Source organism: Nostoc sp. JL34, from assembly GCF_017114945.1.
In the GTDB taxonomy this organism is placed as follows: domain Bacteria; phylum Cyanobacteriota; class Cyanobacteriia; order Cyanobacteriales; family Nostocaceae; genus Nostoc.
Genome location: NZ_JABXKQ010000162.1, coordinates 25,355 through 50,963, shown reverse-complemented (window position 1 = coordinate 50,963; position 25,609 = coordinate 25,355). Strand labels below are relative to the sequence as shown.

The window sequence follows — 25,609 nt, the reverse complement described above, 5'->3', positions numbered from 1 at the left end:
AATATCTTAATAGCAATACTTGTCGTTATTGGTTGTAGTATGCTCCTTTGCCGTTCGCATTGACCCTAAAATTGTTGAAACTATTACACAACGTTTAACTTTGCCACCGGACTTACTGGATAGCGTGATCCTTCCTAGTGGTGGTTTACTGACATTACCTCTGTAATCAAATTGGATTTGCTTGATGCCATTTGACTCTGATAGAGTTGTTTCCTCATCTAAGCGCACATTGGAATCTAGATTATTCCAGTTAGCGTTAGATGGGTTTACCGTAGCAGGATGAACTGCCCATTGAACGATGCCGTTTTGTTCACGAAAGCTACCTTGCCAAGTCAATTTATCTTTGGTGGCTTGCCTTTGTGCTTGCCGCATAGCATAATAGACCTCGTTTTGGGCAGTGTTGAGACGGCGAGTCTCCACAAAAGCCAGCCAGTTAAGTATTCCGATTGTAGCTAATATACTAATTAATACAACAACTACTAACATCTCTGGCAAGGTAAAACCACTGTTAGAGTTCTTATTGCAAAGATTTTTGGCATTAACTAGAGATCGTAAATACACCTGGGTATCCATTTTTACTTTCTGGTCGATTTTCAGCTACCCATATATTGAGCAATGTTTCAGCTTCTTGGCTTCTGACTTCGCGCCGATTAAGAATACTGTAAAGCAAGGTAGGCGAAATAAAAATTATGAGAATTTTCAATAGCAGTTTTAAGGTGAAATTTATATTCTGAAGTCTTGAAGGGTCATTAAGAAAATACTTCCACAGAAATCTAGCAGATGCTAAACCTTTTTGCCGGTTAAACGGCTTTTGTAGGGCTTTGCAGGTCAGGTATTTATATAAATTTGCTAGGCTTATATTCCAACTATGCTTCAGTGTCGATCGCGTAGCGTCTCGTAGAGAAGGTTTTTCATTATACGCTCTCTCAAGTACTTGCAAGCAGGCTTTTTCCTGCCTGACAAGATTAGAAGAAACTGAATTAGCACTTATGCGATATAAGATTTGTACAGATGGTACACATATAAAATCAAACTTAGAGGCTAATCGCAGCCACATATCCCAATCCTGAGCTGCATTTAGAGATTCGTCAAAGCCACCTAATGTAATTAAAGCTTTTCTACAAATTAACGGATTGGAACCATTCTCTAAAAAGTTATTTAGTAACAATTTATCATAAACATTTTCATTTACATTAATGCGCTTACCTGAAAGTATAAATTGACCATTTGCGTTAATATAGTCAGTCCAACTGTAAGCAACTTTTGCATTAACGTTTTCTTGCAGAGCTTTTAACTGAGACTGAAGTTTATCAGGTGTCCAAAGATCATCCGCATCTAAGAAACTAACAAATTCTCCAACTGAATGGTGTAGCCCTCGGTTACGGCTAACGTTTCCACCAGCATTGGAATAGGAAAATACTTTTATTCGTGAGTCTTGGATTTTTGTTACAACTTCTAAAGTCGAGTCTTGTGAACCATCATTAATTACAATTAATTCTAGGTCAGTAAAAGTTTGATTTAAAACAGATTCAATTGTGTGCTTAATAGTTTTTTCACTATTATAAGCAGGGATGATTACAGAAACTTTTGGCAAATTTTTACTGGTTTTCATCATTTTATAGGGCTAACTTATTTTTTAATACTCTACCTAGATAACATTTTAAGTAGTAGATAGGACTCATCATACTAGCTATGTAAAATTCCATCTCAAAAAGAGCAATTAGATTACTTTTAAATTGCCCTCTATAGGAAATCTGGTGCTGTAATGCTCGGCGTAAATTCCCTAAAATAGTTTTCATAAACACTATTGGTTTTTGCCAATTTTTAGTATTTATCAAGCGTAACTGGAAAATACACAAGCCACAGCCGCGTGCCAGAGTTAGGAGGTAATCTCTCTCAAGGCGCCAATGGGGTATTTGATGATAAGTATGCATGGTAGGGTTATACCAAATTTGCCAGCCTGCATAATGGATGTAAAGCAATGGTTCATAGTCATCACCCTGCACTAAAATACCAGGCAGCTTCCCGCTTAAATTAGGCCGCTGTGGTACATTTTCACGCCATACCTGTTTCCGAACAACAAGCGCTGCACCAGGAGGAAGTCTTAAATTATCCGCATCAAACAAATATGGATTTGAACCATGTTCTCTAATGGCTAAAAAAGCTTGAATTCTTTCAAAATTTTCTGGCGGCTTTACTTCAAAATCACCATGAATCTGTCCACTCCAAGCACCTGCTTGAGGATGATCTAATCCAAATATATATGCTTCTGATAACCAATCCGATGCAGGTAAGTTATCATCATCTAAAAATGCAATTAACTGCCCTTTGGCTTCACGTACTGCTCTGAGTCGTGCAAAAGCAGCTCCCTGTTCGGTTTCTAAAAAATATCTTAAATGACAGTTTCCATCATATATTTTTTGGTAATTCTGGATTATTTCAGATGTGTTATCAGAACTGTTGTTATCCACAACAATAATTTCCCAGTTAAGTTTTTCTACTCCTACCTGGGTTAATAGTTTATCCAAAATTTTAGGTAAACGGGTTGCTCCATTATATGCAGGAATGGCTACGCTAATATCTAAACTTTCAACTGTTAATTCAGTCATAATACCTAATATTTTGATAATTTATTTTTTAAAATATCCATTTTTCCAAAGATAAAAAGGACTAATGAAACTACTTAAAAAAAGTTCCATTTCACAAGCAACAACCAAATCATATTTGAGCTTAGTTCGATATTTGAGTAAGTGGAAAGCGATTTTACGTAGGTCATTTATCATATAAGGTAAAAGAGCAAATGGTCTATATACCTGTTTTATATTTATCATTCTAGTTACATAGCGGCTAAGTCCAATACCTCGAAAAAACGGAATTAAATAATCTTTTTGTAAACGGAACTTTGGGATTTTGTGAGAAATTTCCATTTCTGGGTTGTACCAAATTTCCCATCCTGATTTTTGGATGTAAGACAACATTTCTAAGTCTTCACTGGTAAGCATATTGCCTTTAACTCTTCCAGTTAAAATAGACTTATCTGGTACACTTTCTAACCATGCTTGTTTACGAACAACAAGTCCAGCAGAAGGAGGTAGTAATTTTTTAGCTGCTTCATATAATAGCGGTAAATTACCCCGCTCTGTAATTGCCAAGAATGGAGCAATCCGCTGAAAGTTTTCTGGTGGTTCTACTTCCCAGTCAGGATGAATTTGGCTGCCATAAGCTCCCGCCTGAGGATATTTTTCACCAAAAGTATAAGCCGCGGATACCCAATTTGATACTGGGTAGTTGTCATCATCTAGAAAACCTATGAATCTACCTTTAGCTTCTGCAACTGCCCTTTTTCGGGCATAAGCTGCGCCTTGTTTGGCTTCAAAGTAATACTTTAAAGGGTAAGGACACTGCCAATTTTTTTGATAGGTTTGAACAACTTTAGCTGTATTATCAGTGCTGTTGTTGTCTACAACTATAATTTCCCAAGATAAATTTTCGGTGTGAAGTTGGTTTTGTAGTCGTTCTAATAGTTCAGGCAAACGACTTTCACCGTTATAAGTTGGGATAGCTACAGTAAAGTCAAGGTTCTCAGTCATTTGACAAAAGTTACATTTTGATATTTTGATTAGAACGCTTTTTATATGTTCAGCTAATGGCTAATTTATCAGTTGGCTCTTAAATAAATCTATCAAACATTAAAACTGCACATGATGTTTCAATTTTGCTATCAACATGCAGTTTTATGTACAGTATTATTGCGTGTTTTTGAATAAATATTGCTACCTAAAGTACTTAACTGCATTTATCGTCTTTTGCTGTGAGCATTGAGCCTAAGAGAGTCTTCACAATGACGCATCGCTTTACGCTACTAGCCGAGGTAGAATTTGTAGAGCTTGGTACAGCTACCACTATTTTTAACCCAGCAGGCTCTGTCGAAGGGGCTGTAACTGTTCCAAAGCTTGCATTGGGTAAAGTCCCCATATAGTCAAAGGTAATTTTTGTTGGCGTACTTGGGGGAGGGTAGGATACAGGAGAATTAGTAGTAGAATTGGCAGCGTTTTCACCACTGAGATTTGCACCTAGCAGAAATTTATCAGAGCTAACGCCTACATCTGCCCCCAAAGATTTCCATGTCCATGTGGCGATTGCAGCATTGGTACGATAAATAGCAACCTCTACATTTTGAGTTGTGGTATTTTTCTGAAAACTGACACTGTAGCTAAGTTTTTTGTTTTTAGCTTCGCGTTGTGCTTGTTGCAGTGCGGCGAAAACAGCGTCATTAGCCTTATTTACCTGTTGTCGATTTACAAAGGCAAGCCAACCAGGAGCTGCGATCGCTGATAAAATTCCTACTAACAGCATTACTACTACTAACTCTATGAGACTAAATCCGGCATCTTGTTGATTGTAGCCATCGGTATAGGGTCTATTTGCTAAATATTGCTGTTTTGGTTTTGTTTTTAGACTGTGCAACTGGAAATAATCTAATAGTCTTAAACTAGAAATATTGGACATACTATTCTGCTTTTATTAATCTTTGTCAAAAATATAAGCTATTTGGTAAAGATGAAGCTGCTTCCTTGAACCTTAATGTTTGAACTCGGAAAATAACTAGATTTGCTCTGACCGTAACGTACTTTAGTTTCATCTTGTATTAAACGAGCTTGTGCGTTACCCCTTAAATAAATTTCAGCAGCACTTCTATTATTTGCACTAACTGAATTTATACAAGCATAGAATCCTGTTCTGACACTGGTTGCTGCTACTGGAACTTGACTAAAGTTAGTAGAGCATGTCCCTGCTGGCGCTCCCTGTGCTATTGTTGTTTGATCTATAAAATCCATTAAAACTACGGGAACTTGATCGTAAGTCCCTCCTCCTGTCCAACTATTCATTTTTGCTTGTAATGTTACGCCTTTTTGTGACAAGTCAAATGGTTTAAAACCTTTATCTGGACATGGGAGATATTTTTCAGTGGAAAATCCATCGCAAGCACCTAGTGTAGCAGCAGTATTTAGAACGCCATCTTTAATTTCCCATCTGGCGATGCGGGCAGCTTGAGACCAGTTAGTATTTGTATCTTTAATTAAATAGTAGGCAACTAATGAGTAAACAAAAGTATCATCTTTTTGAGTGCCAATTGTAATTGCTTGGCTAACTAACTCTCGTTTCCAAAAGACAAGCACAGGAACTCCACCTGTTGGGCTAGGTAGTTGATTTGTACTTGCATTTGGGCAAGTACTAGGAGTATTAGTAGCATCAACAGTACCGCTTAGACAGGCAATTCCAGTCACATCATATATATATATTGCTTGTTGGAGATCGCGAGTGATGTAATCTAGTGCAGCTTTAATTTCTTGCTCAGAGTTGGCTTTGGCTTGTTCCTGTCCATCAGTGTTTAAAATGCTGATCATAAAACCTAGTAACGGCGTAATTACTAGAAATGCAATGAGCATACCCACTAGTAATTCAATCAGAGTGAAGCCACTATTTTTATTCTGCTTTTGAGAGGATTTTAGCTGAGTACTTAACAGCCACCTCAATATATTCATCTTGCTACAGTTTCTCCTTAATGACAGATGCTGAGTCATAAAATCATTTATGTTTGCTGGGTTAATTATGGTTATTGACAACCACCAAGCCTTCCGCACAAAGCGTTATAGGAGCTTTGACCCCTGACAATTTCAGTTGTCATTTCTACTAGTGGTGCTTTGCGATCGCCTAATCCCCCAGTGAATGTTGCTGTTGTTTTTTGGTTACCACTGTTGTCTGAAGTTTTCTTGAGAGAGCCAAACTCAGCATCTGAACGATATACCCGAACTCCTAAACGATAGCTTTGACCGCTATCGATTTGAGCTTGAGTGGTACTTGTGCTAATAGTTCCAACTGTATTGCCAAAAGCCTGAATATAAAACTGAACTGAGCTAGTTGTTTTGTAGGTTGTACACTCGGTTGGTAGAGTGATTTTGCCATCGTTATGAAAGCAATACAATGTAGTTGCGTTTGCGGGAGCATCAGCATTGCCTAGTAAATAGCGCTGTAAATTGCTACTGGTTGCAGTTGCAAGTTTTGTGGTAGCGGTTGCATATGTGAGTACTGGGGACATTGTATCTGTGATGCTGTTTTCTGAGATTGTTTTAGACTTAATAGCATCAATGAAGGCTTTAGCGGCTCCTGTTGCCAATTCTATCCGTTTAGCTTGCACACGAGTTGCTGTTGAGATGACTAGGACAGGTGCGATCGCTACCAGCAAAACGCTAACCACGAGGATCGCCACCAGCGACTCAATGATCGTAAAACCAGATTGGCTCGACTGGGCAGATGATTGTTGTAGTTGGTGTGGGATCATAGTTTGTTACTCAATAGGGTTATGTCTTACAGAAATTTGCGATCGGGTGTAATACATTCGTAACCTCTCTCCAAACCTTGTAGGGGAGAGGCTTTGAATTTTCCCCCTTCCCTACTAGGGAAGGGGGCTAGGGGTTAGGTATCTTAACGTGATCTATTACCTGAAAAGTGCTGTAAAAACTCTCATTCACACACTTCAGGATGGCTGGAGTTTGCAATTACTAGGACGTTCAATTGCAGGTAGCGCAAATTTAAAATTGCGGTCAGGGGTAGCAGGGATAGTAGGAGGAGTAGAGACGATGGTGCCAAAGTAGTCGCTGGGCGCATTCTCAAACCCATCCCCTGCATCCGCATTTTCATCTTGGACAGCACACAACAGAGTTTGCACCCAAAGGTCATCCCGACCTACTTCTCTGAAGTATTCATTTGGAGGATCTGTTGCTGGAGTTACAAAGCGCTGGGCAAACAAGTCAGGGTTTTGCGCCAATAATGCCACATCAAAACCCCAATTACGGTTAGGAGGCATATAATAAGGCGCTTCACCAGCAGCATTAGTAATGAAAGTACTATCTGATGTGTAACCAAGTCTGTCAGAATTCAGAACTCTGTAAAAGATACTGTTATTCTTAGCAAGGCTAGCAGTGTCAGTATTATTAGGGTCAGCAGTGGTTGCTGGAGCAGTTGTTGGTCCTGGTCTAACAAAAACTTGGAATGGTGCAGTGGCATAGATACTGCGTTTAAATTGGATAAATGAACCGTTGATATTGGCATCAATCCCACCCCAGTTTTCTAAGAAGCGCACAAAGTTATGCAAACCCCCATTGATTTCGTAAGTACTTGTACCCACACGAGCAGGACTATCACCACCCGCAACTACTAGATTAAAAGTTGTTGCACTTGCCTGAGACAACCATCTAGTGTTTTTAACGAGACTAGATGAAGATGATCCTGCTAAACTGGGGTAATCTTGATCTTGAGGTGCTGCGGTTGTGACCTGTAATTGCAATACAGGTTCTAATAACGGCTGGTATGTCGCATCTCTGGGTACAATAATCAATCCTGTTGTGGTTCCAGGAAAATCCCTAAAACTCTGTGCTGGCGGTTTGTGGTACCTGAAGAATAGACGATTAGTAGCGTTGTATTTTATCTTATCGAGTCCTGACCCTGGTGCTTTACTGTAATCAGTATCTATTGTAGTTGCAAACCATAGGGCATTACTTGCTGTTTCAGGTAGGGTGCCGTCACTAAATAGGTCTACTACCTTTTTTCCACCCACTGTTTTTATGCCCAGTACAACCGGAGTAGCGGTATTAAAAGGTATAAAAATATTAGAAGCATTAACTGTTTGACCCAAAATATTTCGTTTGTAGGCAACCCGACGGGCAAATCTTTCAAAACCAGCCTGTGCTGGTTGGGCGGTAGTACCAGCTAAGAGTTTGCTACGCTCTGCATTTGCTGGAAGATTATGGGATTGTATTGTTCTATCGCTATCGTAACCAATATACCAATCAGTTACTCCACATTCCGAGACTGGTATCTTGAAGCACATCTCCATTACATACTCTGGAAAATCTCCTCGGCGCTGAATAGGTGTGACGAAGTTGTTCAAGTAAGAACTGTTATTGTTTACTAAGTCGGTAGAAGTGGGAGTACCTCTATAGTAGGCATCACTACCAGAGTCAATTAAGAATTTAGATGAAGTGACGAAGTTGTTATTCCAGAAACCTACCTTTAGTCGGCTGAGTATGAGGTTAGGGTCACTTCCTTGATTATTTCGCAAGTCGTAATCACCTTCATTACGAAAACCTTCGCGGAAGCTACCAGAAAGCAAGGTAACAGCATCAGCAATCACTGATGCTGGTCGCCAGGTTTCGCCTGTTGTGCAATTGGGTAGTCTAGGGTCACTAGGCCGACAAGCAAAGTTAGGATCGCGATCTGTCGCAGCACGAGTGTAAAATTTAGTATCGTAGCTAGTATCACTGGGAGCAGGTAAAAGACCGGAATTTCTGAATTCTTGTTGAGTGTGCAGATTAAAATTGCCTTTAACATACACTGGTAGCTCAGTTGCTAAAATTAAGCCTTTTTCTTCTGGTCTGTAATTAATCTGGCGACTCAAGTCACTGCCATTAATCAACATAATGGCGTTGGGTCGCCGTTCTGGATCGAGCCTGTAGTCACTAGCACTAACATTTTCACTAGCTGAGTTACTGGCATCTTTTTGAGCATCATCACGAGAGGCATAGATAATGCCGCTATTGGGCAATAGATATTCTTTATCGGATGCAACGCCGATTGCTTGTGTGCGAAGCTTACTTAAATCTATGGTAGTGGCACGAATTTCTAGAGGCTGACGCTGTTCAACTTCTAGATTATAGTTTCCAGTTAATGTAGCGCCTTTATCTATAGCTTTAATTTGTCGGGCATCAAGAAATGCAGTTTCTTTGATTGCACCATGAGGAATGTAGGTAGTACTCTGAGCCAGAGTGCCATCAGCAATGTTTATTGCACAGATGGTAGAGTCAATTGCTGATTGCTCAGAGAGAGTGAGTTTGCTGGTTGTTGCTTTGGCCAGTGCTTGCCGTAGTAGAGGATTCACAAGGCGGCTATTGGGAAATACCAAGTTAGCTTGATATTTCAAGCGATTTAGCAAAGTTACACTAGTGTTAGTCACATCATCAGCGCTAATCGCAGGTGTAAAAAAACCATTGCTATCTACTGTTTGTCCTCTAGTTATGCCAGCAGATGTAGTAGCGGGAGCAGCGTAAATAACCCCATTATTTGATTTGGCTCCAGCAGGCCTAGCACCAACGACTTCACCGCTGACATCCGGCAGTGTGCCTGTATTTCTTGCTGTCTCATTGTTTGTGGGATCATAGTAGCTACTTACACAGGCCATAGGTGTTTGATAATCGTCTGGTGTAGCTGCCTGAGGATCGTAGGAATCAAAATTGTAGTGATACACTGCCGTTGCACGCATCACCAAATCACCACGTTTTTGTTTACTCGCATCAAGAGGATCGGTCGGATCGGGTACAAGCATAGGCATAGTATCAGGCCAGACTACTGTGCCGCCATTTTCGTTGACTCCTGACGTGGTTGGATCATCACTTGGTGTTGGACGAGTAGGTGTTAGTCCAGAACCTGTCGGTCTATATACTCCCGCACCTGTAATCACCCTCAGTCCACCCACCACATCAAGGATATTAGTTCGGGGTGAAGCCGCTGAAATTTCCCAAAAACCATCACGTCCTGTTACCCCTAAATCTGATAACTGTTTGACGCGAGTGGTACGAGTCCGATCTTTGGTAGTGCTACTTGTCCACTTCACAGCAGGAGTGATGGGTTGAGGATCGTCCTCTCCTACAAACTTTCCTTTTGTATTGTCCCATATTAGTTCAGGCAGGTTGTTACCTACTGCAATGCGATCGCCTAACTCTGTTTCTACTACAGGAGTATTATCTACGATGTCTGGATCTCTAGTAGGTAGTTGTGCTGTATCTAGTGTTAGTTTTGTATTAGTATCTGTTGGATAAATCCAGGCATCCATTGGACGGAGAATATCACCAGAAGTCGGCATAAAAGTTGCTGCATCTGCTGTTGTATAATCTACGCCAGCAGATTTTTCAATCCCAGAAGTACCATAAGGAACTTCTTTAAATGGTACACGCCTAGTACGTTTACGAAACCAATTTCCCAATTCTTCCTTACGTACTTTAGTTGTGTCTAAGCTTGGATCGCTTCTAAGCCGATTACTTATATTATTTTGGATTTCTTGAGGATCAGTATTAGTAGCATTAGCTGATTGTGCGTTCACTAATAAGTCTATGCGTTGAGCATAAGCCTGAGTATTATAAGCAATGTCATTCGAGTTATTTGAGGTAGTTTTATTAGTAGATGCTAAAGATTTATTTGTTGTAGGTGCATTATTTTCTACAAATAAATCTACGAATGTTCCACCTTTATCACTTGCATTAACACTAATTGGGCTACTAGTTGCAATATTACCGCCAATAACTATCCTGGCATTTTCTCGTTCGTAGTAACATGAATACCTACTACTCACCTGAAATAGGGTTATATCTTTATCATTTTTAGCAGTAAATAAATTACTATTCGTAAAGATACGTCCATTGAGGCGGAATCTAGGCCCAGGTGTAATATCTAAGTCATCTTCATAGACAACAGCATTATTAGTAATAGAAACTTGACTGCGGTCTTGTTGCATTTCTAAAGCTGAGAAGCCTTTATTTAGACTTCCATACTTCTCATATTTGGTTGTATCAAGAGAAGTAGCTTTAGTAATATCACTAATAGGAACCGTTACTGCATATACGAAAAAGCTTTTTTTCAATTCGCCAGTTGGTAGTTTATACCAACCCGAACTACCTACTAAGCTGGCGCTAGTATCACCAGCGACATCACAAGCTCCACCTGCCTTAGCTGGTAGCATAGGAGGGGTTCTAGCATCTAGTGGGCTTCTGTTTCTGGTTTGGGTTGTACCAGTTTGGGGGGGAGTACGGAAGTAGATACCGTAGAGAATAAAGCTATCAAATTTACCGTTATTATCTGTATCGGCAGGAAATTTCCAGGCTGTTTGGAGGTTTTCTTTGTTTTCTAAAAGGATACTACTACCTGCTTCAATTGTAGTATTTTTATTAAGGTTATAAGCCAGAGTTATGGGAGTTTCATCACCAAATGTATAGACAGGAAGTTTATTAGTTAAGGTATTGTATAGTGTTACATTTGATGGGACAGAACGTGGTAGAGTTGGGTCGGCAAACAATGCAGTTATTTTAGCTTTAGCCCTTTCTAAGGCAGGGGTAGCGGCTTGCATTGTTGCTTCATTCACTCGGACATTACTAGCGTTTTTAGAACGCTCAAAAGACCGAAACAAAATTGCAGTTGTTAACAGCACAACTACCAAAATTACCATAGCCACTGTTGGTAACACGAAGCCAGCATTCACTGAACTGCGTCTTCTTCGAGTCCCAAAAATAGTCCGTAGGAGCCAAATAATTTGCTTGTTAATTGCAGATAAAAACTGCTTGCTAATTTGTTTGAAGGTTTTTTGAATTGCCTTGACTAGCTGACGTTTTCGAGACATAGCTGCTTCCCTGTCAAGTGGATTTTAGCGGATTTTCTATTTTTTTCGACATCTTGATTTATGCCTGTCAAGTATTTATCAGGCAAAATCTGAGGCTATATTTGTCTCACTACTGCATCTGGTTTTACTAACTTCCAAATAACGTAGCAACAACAAAAGATAATTTATTTAAAGTTATATCATTCATGAATTGTCGATTTTATCCGGTAAACACTGATTTTTGCATAATTATTTAATTCAAGTCTGATAAAGACTAAAAGCATGACTTCACAGTAAAATTGCGGAAATGTATTTTATTTGAAGGCAAATTTATGAAGATGTTATTAGCAGAGTAAACTTATAATACCCATCTGTTAAAGGAAAGATATCAGTTAGATGCAAAATAAAAGCAATGTTCAGCTAAGATTCCCAACTTCTCAGAAAATTCGGGAATCTTGTTGTTCACATTGCCTTTATTAAGAGGTCATTTATAAAGTTAAAAAGGCGGTTATAAACCGCGTCTACACAGGCAAAACCCACGGAGGTGGATTTCCATCGAATTCGCCAGGTGCTATGTAGCAATCTGTGATACTGACACCTTCACCAGTACTTTTTTGCTAAAAGACAGACCAGTTTCATTTTTGTCAATGATAATCGTGTCTCCAGAGATAAAAGTATTTTCCAATAATTTGGTGGCGAGGGGGTTTTCTACTTCTCGCTGAATCGCCCGTTTGAGTGGGCGGGCACCGTAAACAGGGTCATAGCCTGATTCGACAAGGTGATCGCAAGCTGATTGGGATATCTCAAAGAAGATTTTTTGCTCGCGCAGGAGATTTTCTACCCGTTTGAGTTGAATACGGATGATATGCCGCATCTCTGTGCGATTTAGGGTATGGAAGAGAATAATATCATCGACGCGGTTGAGAAATTCCGGGCGGAAATGCGATCGCAAGTTTTCCATTACCCGTTTCCGCATCGTTTCATACTGGGAATCATCACCAGATACATCCAAAATATGTTCGCTACCAATGTTACTGGTCATCACAATAACGCTGTTACGAAAATCTACCGTTCTTCCCTGAGAATCAGTAATTCTCCCATCATCCAACACCTGCAATAAAATATTGAACACATCGGGATGCGCCTTTTCCACTTCATCCAACAGCACCACTGAGTAGGGACGGCGGCGAATTGCCTCGGAAAGTTGACCGCCTTCTTCATAGCCTACATACCCTGGAGGCGCACCCACTAAGCGAGAAACTGAGTGTTTTTCCATATACTCAGACATATCCAAGCGCACCAATGCATCATCAGAATCAAAGAGAAACTGAGCTAAAGCACGGGCCAGTTCGGTTTTGCCCACACCTGTAGGGCCCATGAACAAAAATGAACCAATAGGACGAGAGGGATCTTTCATTCCCGCACGGGCGCGGCGAATTGCCGCTGCTACTGCTTCTACAGCCTCTTCTTGCCCAATGACTCGTTGATGCAAATGACTTTCTAATTGCAGCAATTTTTGTCGTTCCGATTCCAACAAGCGATTGACGGGGATTCCTGTCCACTTTGCGACAATTTCGGCAATATCGGATTCAGTAACTTGTTCTCGCAGTAAAGTGGAACCTTGATTTTGAATTTCTAAAAGGCTCGCTTCTTTGGCTTCGCGCTCGTGCTGCACTCCCTCCAATTTGCCATATTTTAGTTGGGCAGCTTTATTTAGATCGTAGGCGCGTTCTGCCTGTTCAATTTGCACTCGCAGCGCATCTTCTTCTTTCTTTAAGGCGCTTATAGCCTCCAATATCTGCTTTTCACCTTGCCATTGCTCATTAAATATTTGCTGCTTTACCGTTAAATTGGCGATTTCTTGTTCAATGCGCTCTAAACGTTCTTTCGTTTGGGGAGTACCCTTTTCTTCGCCAGCTAATGACAGCTTTTCCATTTCTAACTGCATGAGGCGGCGATCGATGGTTTCCAATTCGGCTGGTTTGGAGGTAATCTCCATTTTCAACTGTGCTGCTGCTTCATCTACTAAGTCAATAGCTTTATCTGGTAAAAAGCGATCGCTAATGTAACGTGCTGACAGAGTGGCTGCTGCTACCAACGCCGAATCAGAAATTTTGACGTTGTGATGCACTTCATAGCGTTCTTTCAACCCCCGCAGAATGGAAATAGTATTTTCTACACTTGGCTGATCGACAAATACTTGCTGAAAGCGGCGTTCTAGGGCAGCATCTTTCTCAATGTGTTTGCGGAACTCGTCGAGGGTAGTAGCACCAATACAACGCAATTCTCCCCGCGCCAGCATTGGTTTGAGCAGATTTCCGGCATCCATTGCCCCTTGTTGAGTAGAGCCTGCGCCGACTACGGTGTGCAGTTCGTCAATAAACAGAACAATGTCACCGTTAGATTCAGTAACTTCCTTGAGAACTGCTTTTAGGCGTTCTTCAAATTCACCGCGTAATTTTGCTCCAGCAATTAAACTGCCGATATCTAATGAGATCAACTTGCGGTTTTTCAGAGATTCAGGAACGTCACCATTCACCATTCGCTGTGCTAAAGCTTCTGCGATCGCAGTTTTACCTACCCCAGGTTCACCAATGAGTACGGGGTTATTTTTGCTCCGACGAGACAATACTTGAATTACCCGTCGAATTTCATCATCCCGCCCAATTACCGGGTCGAGTTTTCCCGCTTTTGCCTGTTCTGTCAAATCTCTACCAAATTTTTGTAAGGCTTCATAGCGGGATTCTGGGGTTTGATCTGTCACCTTTTGGCTACCGCGAACGGTTTTGATAGTAGCTTCGAGTTTAGGTGCATCCGCGCTAAAGCCTTTGAGAATCTTTCGTCCAATGCGATCGTCTTCAGCAAAGGCCAAAAGTATGTGTTCCACGGAAATGTAGGAGTCTTTCATCCTAACTCTAGCTTCCTCGGCTCGGTCTAGTAAAATATCTAAATTGCGGCTAAGGTAAAGCTGATCGCTTTTACCAACTTTGGGCTGGCGTTGGGTAAAGGCTTCTAGCTGCTGCTGCAAGCGGATTGGATCGACCTCAGATCGAGCTAAGATACGTATTGCTAGACTAGTAGGTTCTTCTAACAGGGCAATAATTAAATGTTCAACATCTAGTTGCTGTTGTTGATAAGCACGGACTATATCCTGAGATTTAACTATCGCTTCCCAGGCTTTATCAGTAAATTTATTCGGATCTGTAGGTTGCATCTTTAGAATTTTGGAATTTGGATTTTTAGTTTAGGGTTGGATATTGGGGATTGGGAAGAAAATTAAGTCTCTAGTCCCTAATTTCCAATTATCCAAACATTCTTAGCGTATATCCGCGTGTATCTCTGGTGGCAATTTGGGATTATTGATTGGTGATAGTTTAATCTATTGCCTATTTCCTAATTTAAAACGAAAATACTGTTCTGAGCAGACTTTGCCAGATGGTGATATTGGAACGATGTCTACGACGGGCTACGCCTACGTTATTAGTGTTGCTCATCAACGACAGCATGGGAGTAATACTAATAGGATTTACGCACAGGAGATCCCCCAACCCGCCTAAAAAGGGGAGGCAAAAAGGGAAAAGTCTCGCGCGTCTGGGTTTCCCGGCACGAGACGCCAGTGTGTGCGAATAATTAATCTCTCTCTAACTCAACTTTTCAAGACATCAGTGTGGATTTTCCTATAACTCTTAAGCAAAAATTGCTGCCCAGATCCCGCACTTCATCAAGAAGTCGGGGTTCTAAATCCACCTTAAGCTAAGTGACATTTGACCTACTGGATAATTTATTTTTTGTAAATCCCTGATCAAATTATTGACTCACAAGTTGCTCTTGTGATTCCTGTTTGACTCCTGAACCTTGAGTTCCCAGTTGAATCAGTTCAATTTTATACCCATCTGGATCTTCCACAAAAGCAATTACCGTCGAACCATGTTTCATCGCTCCTGGTTCGCGCACGACTTTACCGCCTTGATTGCGAATTTCTTCACACGTAGCGTAAATATCATCAACGCCAAGGGCAATGTGACCGTAAGCATTACCCAATTCGTACTTTTCCACGCCCCAGTTGTAGGTTAGTTCGATCACCGAGTTGTCGCTTTCGTCGCCATAGCCAACAAAAGCCAGGGTAAATTCTCCGCTTGGATAATCTTTTCGACGCAGCAGTTTCATTCCTAAAACTTCACAGTAGAACTTTAAGGATTCTTCCAGGTTGCCCACCCGCAGCATTGTGTGTAGTAATCGCATATTGACCTTTTCTCTGTAATTGATTTAGTGTTATTCTCTGCAAACATTTTACCTAGCTCAAAGTCTTAAGGTAAAAATGCCGTCACAGAAAGAATTAAAAGCCGAAAGGACAGGATAAACAATTATCCATTCTTGGTGTTGCTCCCTATCCCTATAATGGAAATCTTCTTTAATCTCAGCCGAGAAAGTCTCTTAACCGCCTATGCTAGCGATTGGGTTAGGCAACTGGACTGGATGCGTAACACACTCGAATAAAGGATAAAGTACAGATGAGTAAATTTCTAGATACTGCCATTGAGGCGATCGCAGCCCGTGAAATTCTTGATTCACGCGGTAGACCGACAATTGAAGCCGAAGTGCATTTAGCTAACGGTGTTGTCGGACTAGCGCAAGTTCCCAGTGGTGCCTCGACTGGCACTTTTGAGGCTCACGAACTGCGTGATGGCGATAAAAGCCGTTACGGGGGCAAAGGCGTACTCAAGGCAGTACAAAACGTCAGAGAAGCACTTGCGCCAAAATTGTTAGGCTTGGATGCCCTCAACCAAGAATTACTAGACCGGACAATGATCGCTATAGATGGTTCTGCTAACAAATCCAATTTGGGCGCTAATGCGATTTTGGGGGTTTCCTTAGCAGCTGCTAAAGCTGGTGCTGAATCTCTGGCAATTCCTCTGTATCGCTATTTGGGTGGCCCTTTAGCGAATTTGCTCCCAGTGCCGTTGATGAACGTGATTAACGGTGGCGCACACGCCTCAAATAACGTGGATTTTCAAGAGTTTATGATTGTCCCAATTGGCGCAACTTCCTTCCGGGAAGCATTGCGCTGGGGTGCTGAGGTGTTTGCTACCCTCAGTCAAGTGTTAGATGAGAAGGGTTTGCTTACTGGTGTGGGCGATGAAGGCGGCTTTGCCCCTAACCTAGAATCTAATCAGGTGGCTTTAGAATTACTGGTTGCTGCCATTAAGAAAGCTGGTTACAAACCAGGGGAACAAGTCGCTTTGGCGTTGGATGTGGCGGCTAGCGAATTTTACAAGAATGGTCAGTATGTTTACGATGGTAAACCTCACGCCCCGACTGAGTTTATTGATTATTTAGGACAACTAGTTGACCAATATCCAATTGTGTCAATTGAGGATGGCTTGCACGAAGAAGATTGGCAAAGTTGGCAATTACTCACGCAGAAGTTAGGTTCGCGGGTGCAACTGGTAGGGGATGACTTGTTTGTGACTAACGTTACTCGCTTGCAAAGAGGCATCCAAGAAAAAGCCGCTAATGCCATTTTGATTAAACTCAATCAAATTGGTTCGCTTACCGAAACCTTGGAAACGATTGATTTGGCAACTCGCAATAGTATCCGTTCAGTAATTAGCCATCGTTCTGGTGAAACAGAAGATACAACGATCGCTGATTTAGCTGTAGCAACCCGTGCCGGTCAAATCAAAACAGGTTCTCTGTGTCGCAGCGAACGCGTAGCAAAATATAATCGCTTGCTGCGAATTGAAGATGAACTAGGCGATCGCGCCGTTTATGCTGGTGCTGTGGGGTTAGGGCCGAAGTAGGGACTGAGGACTGGGGACTGGGGACTGGGGACTGGGGACTAGGGACTGGGGACTGGGGACTAGGGACTGGGGACTAGGGACTGGGGACTGGGGACTGGGGACTAGAATTCTTCCCAATCCCCAATCCCCAATCCCCAATCCCCAATCCCCAATTACGGATAAAACCCCAATTTGGGCAACCCCAAAGTTTCATCCCAGCCCATCATCAGGTTTAGACACTGAATAGCTTGACCCGCCTGCCCTTTGATTAGATTGTCAATTGCTGACATGACAATCACGCGACCTGTGCGCGGGTCAACTTCTACACCGATATAACAAAGATTGCTACCATTAGCCCACTTGGTTTGGGGGTAAACCCCGCTACCGCAGACTCTTACCCAAGGAGAGTTGCGGTAGAAGGCTGAAAAAATTGTGATTAAGTCATCTCGCACTAGACCGGGATCGCTCATTTTGGCATATACCGTTGCCAAAATACCGCGTACCATTGGGATCAGGTGTGGCGTAAATTGGATCATGAGTTCGTGACCAGCTAAGTCACTGCAAATTTGCTCAATTTCTGGGGTATGACGGTGACGACCGACGTTGAAAGCTGCTATGGAGTTGTCTGCTTCAGCTAGTAATAAGTTGGTTTGAGGCTGTCGTCCACTGCTAGAGGTGCCAGACTTGGCATCGATAATAGCTGTTTCTGGTACGATTAAACCTTGCTTTAAAAGTGGCGAAAGTGCAAGGAGACTAGCAGTGGGATAGGAACCAGGACAGCCAATAAGTTGAGCTTCAGCAATGCGATCGCGGTAAAGTTCTGGTAATCCATAAACTGCTGTAGCTGCAATTGTGCGATCGCTTCTCTCTGTGCCATACCAATTTGTATAAGTTGTCAAATCACTAAACCGATAGTCTGCACTCAAATCTAGTACTTTACATCCTTTTTCCAACAGTTTGGGTGCGATTTGACAAGCCAGACCATTTGGTAAAGACAGGAAAACTACTTCACAGCGGTGAGCAATTATTTCTGGTTCTACCGCTTCTATTAGCAGGTTAGTTGCATGAGCAAGATGCGGGTAGAGATCCCCAAAGGATTTCCCGATACTAGTCTCACCTCCTAAATAAACCATTTCGACTTCTGGGTGATCCATCAGTAGTCGTACTAACTGCACTCCACCATAGCCCGACGCGCCAACAATCCCAACGGGTACGCGTCTAAATTTGCCCATGATCTGAAATCCTTATCCCATGAATGGTTAATTCGTTCTCAGCTATCAACAATATCAGCGACCAGACGCACAGCGCACAAAAGGTCTTAAACCCCTCTACTTTGTTTTGGGAAGATGGCGGAGCAAAGAAACGATATTATTCTTCCTCATCCCCTTCATCCTTTACTGTCGCTGCACTTTATCGCCACTTTTTATGGCAAAAATTTTTGCCCCGTTATCAAATCATTGCTAGTCTACTTCTCTGCCTTATAAAGGAGCTACAATCTAAAAGAAGAAATTGTTAAAAAAATTTACGTTTATAGCTGGAAATCTTTCTGTGTCACAGACTAATCCTACCCAAGCTTTTAAATTTGATTCGATTAATGCCGCTTTAGCAGACCTAAAAGCTGGTCGCGTCATTGTAGTGGTAGATGATGAAAATAGAGAAAATGAAGGCGACTTAATTTGTGCTGCCCAATTTGCCACACCCGACACGATTAATTTTATGGCGGTGGAAGCAAGAGGACTAATTTGTTTGGCAATGACAGGCGATCGCCTAGACGAGCTAGACTTACCCTTGATGGTAAGCAACATTACAGATACTAACCAAACTGCTTTCACTGTCAGTATTGATGCTGGGCCAGAATTAGGTGTCACCACAGGCATCTCAGCAGAAGACCGTGCCCGGACTATCCAGGTTACTCTCAACCCAGCCACAAAACCTACCGATTTACGTCGTCCTGGTCATATTTTTCCCATTCGGGCTAAGGCTGGAGGCGTACTCAAACGCGCAGGACATACGGAAGCTGCTGTGGACTTAGCTAGATTAGCAGGACTATACCCTGCGGGGGTAATTTGTGAAATTCAAAACTCCGATGGTTCAATGGCGCGGTTGCAGCAGTTAGTTGAATATGCTCAACGTCATAATTTAAAAATAATTAGTATTGCGGATTTAATTAGTTATCGCCTACAGCACGATCGCTTAGTGTATCGTGAGGTGATTACCAAGCTGCCTAGTCAATTTGGTCAATTTGAAATTTACGCTTACCGCCATACTCTGGATAACACAGAACACGTTGCAATTGTCAAGGGCGATCCAGCTAACTTCAAAGATGAGCCAGTGATGGTGCGGATGCACTCAGAATGCTTAACTGGTGATGCTTTGGGTTCTTTGCGCTGCGACTGTCGGATGCAGTTACAAGCTGCACTGAAAATGATTGAGGCTGCTGGTCAAGGTGTAGTTGTATACTTGCGTCAAGAAGGGCGGGGAATCGGTTTGATTAACAAGCTGAAAGCTTACTCGTTGCAGGATATGGGACTAGATACAGTAGAGGCAAATGAGCGTTTGGGATTTCCCGCCGATTTACGAGACTACGGGATGGGGGCACAAATGCTCATGGATTTAGGCATCAAAAAGATTCGCCTGATTACCAATAATCCCCGTAAAATTGCTGGAGTTAAGGGTTATGGGTTGGAAGTAGTTGATCGCGTGCCATTGTTAATTGAAGCAAACGACTACAATTCTTATTACCTGGCAACAAAGGCGAAAAAGCTGGGTCACATGCTGTTACAGACTTATCTGGTGACAGTAGCAATCCATTGGCAAGATGACCCGGAAGCTGTGACGGAACGTTATGAACGTTTAGAGAAACTGCGACATTTAGCGAAAAGTAATGATTTGTTGTTGCAAGAAGAAGCGCGTCCCTTAGCGATCGCTATATTTGACGAGCCATCTTTAACTGTACACTTGGGTTTCGATCAGGCAAAAGTTGCTAGCTGTGATTGGTATCAGCAGAGTGGCCATCCTTACATACAGGCAATCTTCCAAATTTTGGACAACCTCGCCACTTTGCCATACATCCAGAAATTAGAATTTCTGATTTCTTCTGGTTGCGATCCTTTGAGTAATTTACAAGTCCAACTAGATCGGCAGACATTCGCGGATGGTACACTGCCTTCATCAATTAGCGATCGCTTGGAGACACAGCAAATTTACAGCTTTAGCAAATAGTCACAACCCTAAAAGCCAACTTTTTAAGGGGTTGGAGGATTTATTGTGTGTAAGTCCTACATTCCTCCTGAACTTTTCAGCAGTTCTTTTATATGACAATGAGAGCAATTAAAATTATTGTTGAAAAACATAATGACGGTTACGTAGCATATCCCTTGGGTATCAAGGGGGTTGTAGTTGGCGAAGGTGACAGCTATGAAGAAGCACTAGCTGATGTTAAATCTGCTATCCACTGCCATATAGAGATATTTGGCCAAGAGGTTTTAGAAGAGGAATCACCAGTCCTAGAAGCTTTTGTAGCGGAAGCTGAGGTTCCTATTTAATGGTTAAATTCCCAGTAGACGTACCTAAAGCTAAAGTAATTAAGACATTACAATTTCTGGGATTCACCGTTATTAGGGAGTGAGAACATATTGTTATGGAGCGAGAAAACGAAGATGGAACAAAAACTCCACTGACTATGCCTAACCATTCTCAAATTAAAGGTTCGACGTTGAGATCCATCTGTACTCAAGGGGGTATCTCAAGAGAGGATTTTTGTCTGCTTATGAGCAAATCTGAAAGCAATCTGCTCGGTTAAGACTAAAAAATAGAAATGTGTAGCGAATTAGGCGAGGCTTTGGAACTGAAGTTCAATTATAAAACTCGCATTACAGGCATTACAGATACTTTTGCACCAACCGCTGATCTAGCATGGCTTTTACTTTTTCATCTGTAGGTGGCAGGGTGTCAGTCTTGGCAATACCGATTAAACTTGCAGCTAAACCCTTTGGCTTTGACGTTGGCTGAAGTTTTGGTTGGAGCGATCGCATTAATGTATTAATTAACTGCCAACGATCTTCGGCAGATAATCTCAGTGCTTGATTTTCAAGTTCACGTAAAGTCATGGTAATAATTTCTAACAGAGAGCGATGAGTTATCAGAATAAGACGGCTTCCGATGCAACGGAGTGTTAAGCTGTCTCGCCCTTTGCTGCTTGTGGCATTGACTCAATCAATGCCCTTAACACTTTATTGACCGACTCTGGTGTGGTAAAAACCTGAGCCACATCTTCATCTAAGACTACAACTGTTAATTGTTGCGTTCCACTACGGACGGCAAAGCGATTGGGCTTTGCCTTTTGATAATCGAAGCGATACTCAGCTTGAAGCTCGTCGTCAGAATTTTGCGATTTTTCAAAAGGTGTTTCGTTCATAATCTTCACGTTCCTTTCGAGTAGCTAGACGGGCGCTGATGATACCGATAGCATTGGAACGCTCAGTGAAAGAAATCAAAAGCAAGAAATTTTGTTGAGAGTGACCAATAATGATTTCTTGCTGCTCATCTATAGAGTGCGCTTTATCATCAAAGATGACTGCCAAAGTAATTGTTAAAGACGGTTTTGGCTTCTTCAAAGCTGACACCGTGCTTCTTCAAATTTGCGGCTGCTTTTGATTGATCCCACTCGAACTCCATGACCAGATCATATCCGATTAGCTATGCAGAGTTTATAAAACTACCAAAAATAGGCTGGGGTCGGAAATTGGCAATGATTGAATTGATTAATAATGAGTTGCCGACTTGCGATGATGGACGGCTGTAACGCCATCAGTATCTAGCAATTTGCCATTCTCGACAGTGGCATAAACTAGCCAATGGTCGCCAGATTCCATCCGGTTTTGTACGGAACATTCGAGATATGCTAGAGCATCCGTAAGTATAGGAGAACCGCTTTCAGTTTCTTCGGCGCCGACATCAGCAAATCGGTCTTGTCCTGGCCCAAAAGGTTTGAGGAAGTGCTTCATCAATCCTAAGTGATTTCCTTCCTTAAGGATGTTGAGGACAAATTTGTTTCCTGTATGAGTCAGTGTTTCTACTGCGCGGTCTTTGGCGACGGCAATAGTTAAACCAGGTGGACTAAAGCTGGCTTGAGATACCCAAGAAGCTAACATGGCACTGGAGCGATCGCCTTCCTTGGCTGTGAGAACGCAAAGAGAACCCACAATCCGACCAACTGCTTGTTCTACAGTTGTCGCAGGTTGACTTGGCGATCGCACTTTTCTGGCTTTCTTCAGTGCTTGGGCAAAGTCGGTTCCAGCTTCTTCACATAATTGTAAGGTGGCATCGTCGGGTTTGAATTTTACGCGGATTGTATCAAAACCAAACCGATAGCCAGCATCTTTTAATTTACTCTCAATTAAATCAACTGCTTCCCCACTCCAGCCAAAGGAACCAAAAGCACCAGCGAGTTTATTGTTAGTAGCAGTGGATAGGACAATTCCTAAAGCTGTTTGCACAGGTGTCGGTGCATGACCGCCAAGGGTAGGAGAACCGATGATGAAACCACCAGCTTTTTCCACAGCCGCCCGGATTTCTTCTGGTTCAGTAAACTCGCAGTTAATCGATTCTACGGCAACGCCAGCTTTAGTGATCCCACGAGCGATCGCTTGGGCTAATGTGGCTGTATTTCCATAAGCTGAAGCATAAATCAACGCTACTGTCAAGTCAGCAGATGTTTGCTGTTGACTCCATTCCCGATAAGCTTTAGTTAGGTCGATTAAGCCATAGCGTACTAAGGGCCCGTGTCCATTGGCATACATTCGCACAGGAAAATCTGCAAGTTTATCCAGCGCTGTTTCAACTTGACGGGCGTGGGGAGCCATGAGGCAATCAAAATAATAGCGCCGATCCTCGTTATATACTTCCCAACCTTCATCAAATACCTGATCTCCACAAACGTGCGCCCCAAATAACTTATCTGTGTACAGAATTTCTGTTTGTGGATCGTAGGTGCAAAGTTGATCTGCATAGCGGGGATTGGGAGTGGGAATAAATTGTAAATTATGCCCATTACCCAAATCTAGAGTTTCTTCGCCCCGCATCACGAGAATTTGCAAATCTGGATTTTCTAGCGCTGCACGTAAATTTATCGCCCCTGGATTAGAACACACAAAGATGATTTGCGGGGCAATTTTTAACAAAGCTTTTAAAGTTGCAGCCCGGTTAGGATTTACGTGTCCCAAAATTACATAATCTAAATCTTCAAAATGGAAACGTTGTTGCAAAGCTTCTAAATAAATTTGCGTAAACGTTTCCCCTGGAGGATCGATTATGGCGGTTTTCTCGCTTTCGATTAAATAAGAATTAGCAGTTGTACCCTTAGCAAGAGCATATTCAATTTCAAATCTCAGCCTTGACCAACTGCGCGATCGCAGTATTCTTGTATCTGTAGCAATGGGAAAAACTTGAACATCACGGGGTTTATTTTTTGACATGGCTTTATTGGGGATTGGGGATTAGGGATTGGGTACTGGGGAATGGGGACTGGGGACTGGGGACTGGGAAAGTTATTCCCAATATCTTAATATTCAATCCCCAATATCTAATACCTAATACCTAATCCCCAATCCCCAGTCCCCAGTCCCTAATAATGATTACCAACTTTACGATGATGCACAGCAGTCAAACTTTCTGGTTTAGAAACCCGTCCGGCGTAGACTGTGCTATATACTGCCCAATGGTCGCCGCAATCCATTCTACTGATGACTTCGCACTCCATGTAGGCGAGGGCGTCGTTGAGGATGGGCGCACCATTTTCGGCTGGCTGAGTTCTCACACCTTCAAAGCGATCGGCACCAGGGGCGAACCGTTTCAAAAAGTGTTTCATTAATGGTTGGAAATTGCCTTCTTCTAAAACGTTGAGAACAAAGCGATCGCCTACTTGCATGAGTGATTCAATTGCCCGATCTTTGGCGACTGCAATGGAGAATCCCAAGGGTTTGAAGCTAGCTTGAGCAACCCAGGAGGCTAACATGGCACTGGATACATCGCCTTTTTTGGCAGTAATAATATATAATCCGCCGCTTATTCTACCTAATGCTTTATCTAAGTCAGCACCAAGAGATTTCATGGCTTTGATGTTGCGATCGCGTGTTACCCATTGAGCTAAGTCTGTACCCGCTTCTTCACACAGTTTGTAGGTATTTTCTGTGGGCGTTTGTTTAATCCGAATCGCTGGAAAAACTGTTGTCAAACCCAAATTACGGAATTTACTCACCAAAGGATCTATCGGCTCATCATCACCACTGCCGGTTTCAAACACGCCAATAGCTTGCTTTTCTTTGGCAGATCCTAAAACTGTGCTGAGTGCAGCTTGGATGTTTGCAGTGCCAGAAGCCGGAGGTAATCCAACGATTAGTCCAGCACAGCGGCTAACTAGTTCTCGCAGTTCTTGTAAATCGACTTCCGATCCCAAATCGACAATTTCCACGGCGACACCGGTTTTACCGATACCGTTGGCAATTGCTTGCGCGAGGCGATCGCTATATCCGTATTCAGAAACGTAAAATATCCCAATTGTTGTTTCTGCCTTGGTTTGGCTTTGGCTCCAAGTGCGATAACGTCCAACTAGTTCTTCAACATTGTGAGATAATAACGGCCCGTGTCCTGTGGCAATCATGTTGATGGTTTTCAGTTCCGCCATCCGCTTCAGGGCAGACAGAACTGACCGAGCATTCGGGCCCATCAAGCAATCGTAGTAGTAATGAAAGTCTTCTTCGATCGCTGGCAAGTTTTCATCAAAGGTGCTATCTGAGCAATAGTGCAACCCAAAAGCATCGCAGGTATAGAGAGTTTTGGTTTTGTGGTCAAAGCTGAAGATAGTATCCGGCCAATGTAAATTTGGAGCAATCACAAATTCAAATTCATGCCCATTGCCCAAATCTAAGCGATCGCCATTTTTCACAATCCGCCGTTTAAATGGCTGATGTACTAAATCCTCAAGAAACTGAATCGCCACTTTAGAACCGACAACGGTTATTTCTGGAGCCATAAGCAGCAAATCTTTGACTAAACCGCTATGGTCTGGCTCAGTGTGACTGATAATTAAATAATCAATCTCTGTTGGGTTGATTAGTCCAGTAAGCGTATCGAAGTATAGTTGACGAAACTTTTCATGGGAGGTATCAACTAAAGCAGTCTGCTCCCCGCGAATGAGAAACGAGTTATAAGTAGTACCGTTTTGCAGACCAAACTCAATATCGAAGCGATCGCGATCCCAATCCAAAGAGCGAATAGCCGTCGTCTCTTGAGCAATCTCTACAGTCTGTATGGTGAGCCGTTTTTCAGTTTTTTCGGTGAGCGCTACCATAACTCCCTCCTTGACACAATGAGTATTTGTTCCTCTTCTTTTATTGTGACACGG

The 25,609-nt window shown here is 42.3% G+C and carries 20 protein-coding genes; 3 read left to right on the top strand and 17 right to left on the bottom strand.

Going from position 1 to position 25,609, the window contains the following annotated elements; translation table 11 throughout:
* Window positions 1-6: 6 nt before the first annotated feature.
* From HWQ44_RS29630 to gloA, 10 genes are all read right to left on the bottom strand, one after another.
* Entirely contained in the window at window positions 7-573 is a 567-nt protein-coding gene (locus HWQ44_RS29630; protein ID WP_292725519.1) for a type II secretion system protein, read from the bottom strand.
* Window positions 539-1,615, bottom strand: coding sequence for a glycosyltransferase (locus tag HWQ44_RS29625; protein ID WP_292725518.1), 1,077 nt, complete (start codon window positions 1,613-1,615; stop codon window positions 539-541). The genes HWQ44_RS29630 and HWQ44_RS29625 overlap by 35 nt, the downstream gene beginning before the upstream one ends.
* Before the next feature lies 1 nt (window position 1,616).
* Window positions 1,617-2,609: a hormogonium polysaccharide biosynthesis glycosyltransferase HpsE gene (gene hpsE / locus HWQ44_RS29620; protein ID WP_292725517.1), complete on the bottom strand. Its 993-nt coding sequence runs from the start codon at window positions 2,607-2,609 to the stop codon at window positions 1,617-1,619.
* A gap of 21 nt (window positions 2,610-2,630) precedes the next feature.
* Window positions 2,631-3,590, bottom strand: coding sequence for a hormogonium polysaccharide biosynthesis glycosyltransferase HpsE (gene hpsE / locus HWQ44_RS29615; RefSeq protein ID WP_292725516.1), 960 nt, complete (start codon window positions 3,588-3,590; stop codon window positions 2,631-2,633).
* 196 nt (window positions 3,591-3,786) lie between these two features.
* On the bottom strand, window positions 3,787-4,509 hold the full coding sequence (locus HWQ44_RS29610; RefSeq protein ID WP_292725515.1) for a prepilin-type N-terminal cleavage/methylation domain-containing protein: 723 nt from the start codon (window positions 4,507-4,509) through the stop codon (window positions 3,787-3,789).
* Between the two features lie 38 nt (window positions 4,510-4,547).
* Window positions 4,548-5,546 carry a hormogonium polysaccharide secretion pseudopilin HpsC gene (hpsC, locus tag HWQ44_RS29605; RefSeq protein WP_292725514.1) on the bottom strand — a complete coding sequence of 333 codons (999 nt, stop codon included), beginning with the start codon at window positions 5,544-5,546 and terminating at the stop codon, window positions 4,548-4,550.
* Window positions 5,547-5,617: 71 nt separating this feature from the next.
* Window positions 5,618-6,343, bottom strand: a complete 726-nt coding sequence (hpsB, locus tag HWQ44_RS29600; protein ID WP_292725513.1) for a hormogonium polysaccharide secretion pseudopilin HpsB — start codon at window positions 6,341-6,343, stop codon at window positions 5,618-5,620.
* Between the two features lie 195 nt (window positions 6,344-6,538).
* Window positions 6,539-11,446 (bottom strand): hormogonium polysaccharide biosynthesis protein HpsA, encoded by a 4,908-nt coding sequence (gene hpsA, locus HWQ44_RS29595; RefSeq protein WP_292725512.1) that lies wholly within the window; start codon window positions 11,444-11,446, stop codon window positions 6,539-6,541.
* Between the two features lie 550 nt (window positions 11,447-11,996).
* Window positions 11,997-14,639, bottom strand: coding sequence for an ATP-dependent chaperone ClpB (gene clpB, locus HWQ44_RS29590; protein WP_292725511.1), 2,643 nt, complete (start codon window positions 14,637-14,639; stop codon window positions 11,997-11,999).
* A gap of 593 nt (window positions 14,640-15,232) precedes the next feature.
* Window positions 15,233-15,667 (bottom strand): lactoylglutathione lyase, encoded by a 435-nt coding sequence (gene gloA / locus HWQ44_RS29585; RefSeq protein ID WP_292725510.1) that lies wholly within the window; start codon window positions 15,665-15,667, stop codon window positions 15,233-15,235.
* A gap of 269 nt (window positions 15,668-15,936) precedes the next feature.
* On the opposite strand from gloA, the gene eno reads away from it, so the two are divergent.
* Window positions 15,937-17,226: a phosphopyruvate hydratase gene (eno, locus tag HWQ44_RS29580; RefSeq protein WP_292725509.1), complete on the top strand. Its 1,290-nt coding sequence runs from the start codon at window positions 15,937-15,939 to the stop codon at window positions 17,224-17,226.
* 152 nt (window positions 17,227-17,378) lie between these two features.
* On the opposite strand, the gene argC is transcribed toward eno, so the two are convergent.
* Entirely contained in the window at window positions 17,379-18,437 is a 1,059-nt protein-coding gene (gene argC, locus HWQ44_RS29575; RefSeq protein ID WP_292725508.1) for an N-acetyl-gamma-glutamyl-phosphate reductase, read from the bottom strand.
* Window positions 18,438-18,753: 316 nt separating this feature from the next.
* Between argC and ribBA the strand changes: the two genes are divergently transcribed.
* Both ribBA and HWQ44_RS29565 read left to right on the top strand, forming a co-directional pair.
* Window positions 18,754-20,427 carry a bifunctional 3,4-dihydroxy-2-butanone-4-phosphate synthase/GTP cyclohydrolase II gene (ribBA, locus tag HWQ44_RS29570; RefSeq protein WP_292725507.1) on the top strand — a complete coding sequence of 558 codons (1,674 nt, stop codon included), beginning with the start codon at window positions 18,754-18,756 and terminating at the stop codon, window positions 20,425-20,427.
* 92 nt (window positions 20,428-20,519) lie between these two features.
* A complete protein-coding gene (locus HWQ44_RS29565) occupies window positions 20,520-20,750 on the top strand; it encodes a hypothetical protein (RefSeq protein WP_292725506.1) in 231 nt (76 codons plus the stop codon).
* Window positions 20,751-21,086: 336 nt separating this feature from the next.
* Here the strand turns inward: HWQ44_RS29565 and HWQ44_RS29560 are convergent, their stop codons facing one another.
* The 6 genes from HWQ44_RS29560 to HWQ44_RS29540 all read right to left on the bottom strand — a co-directional run bounded on the left by HWQ44_RS29560 (window position 21,087) and on the right by HWQ44_RS29540 (window position 25,555).
* Window positions 21,087-21,314: a hypothetical protein gene (locus HWQ44_RS29560; protein WP_292725505.1), complete on the bottom strand. Its 228-nt coding sequence runs from the start codon at window positions 21,312-21,314 to the stop codon at window positions 21,087-21,089.
* A gap of 65 nt (window positions 21,315-21,379) precedes the next feature.
* Window positions 21,380-21,622, bottom strand: coding sequence for a hypothetical protein (locus HWQ44_RS29555; RefSeq protein ID WP_292725504.1), 243 nt, complete (start codon window positions 21,620-21,622; stop codon window positions 21,380-21,382).
* On the bottom strand, window positions 21,603-21,821 hold the full coding sequence (locus tag HWQ44_RS29550; protein ID WP_334726519.1) for a BrnT family toxin: 219 nt from the start codon (window positions 21,819-21,821) through the stop codon (window positions 21,603-21,605). The genes HWQ44_RS29555 and HWQ44_RS29550 overlap by 20 nt, the downstream gene beginning before the upstream one ends.
* Window positions 21,772-21,882: a BrnT family toxin gene (locus tag HWQ44_RS33705; protein ID WP_334726518.1), complete on the bottom strand. Its 111-nt coding sequence runs from the start codon at window positions 21,880-21,882 to the stop codon at window positions 21,772-21,774. The genes HWQ44_RS29550 and HWQ44_RS33705 overlap by 50 nt, the downstream gene beginning before the upstream one ends.
* Before the next feature lie 86 nt (window positions 21,883-21,968).
* Window positions 21,969-23,681 carry a diflavin flavoprotein gene (locus HWQ44_RS29545; RefSeq protein ID WP_292725503.1) on the bottom strand — a complete coding sequence of 571 codons (1,713 nt, stop codon included), beginning with the start codon at window positions 23,679-23,681 and terminating at the stop codon, window positions 21,969-21,971.
* A 149-nt stretch (window positions 23,682-23,830) separates the two neighbouring features.
* Window positions 23,831-25,555, bottom strand: coding sequence for a diflavin flavoprotein (locus HWQ44_RS29540; RefSeq protein WP_292725502.1), 1,725 nt, complete (start codon window positions 25,553-25,555; stop codon window positions 23,831-23,833).
* Window positions 25,556-25,609: the final 54 nt, after the last annotated feature.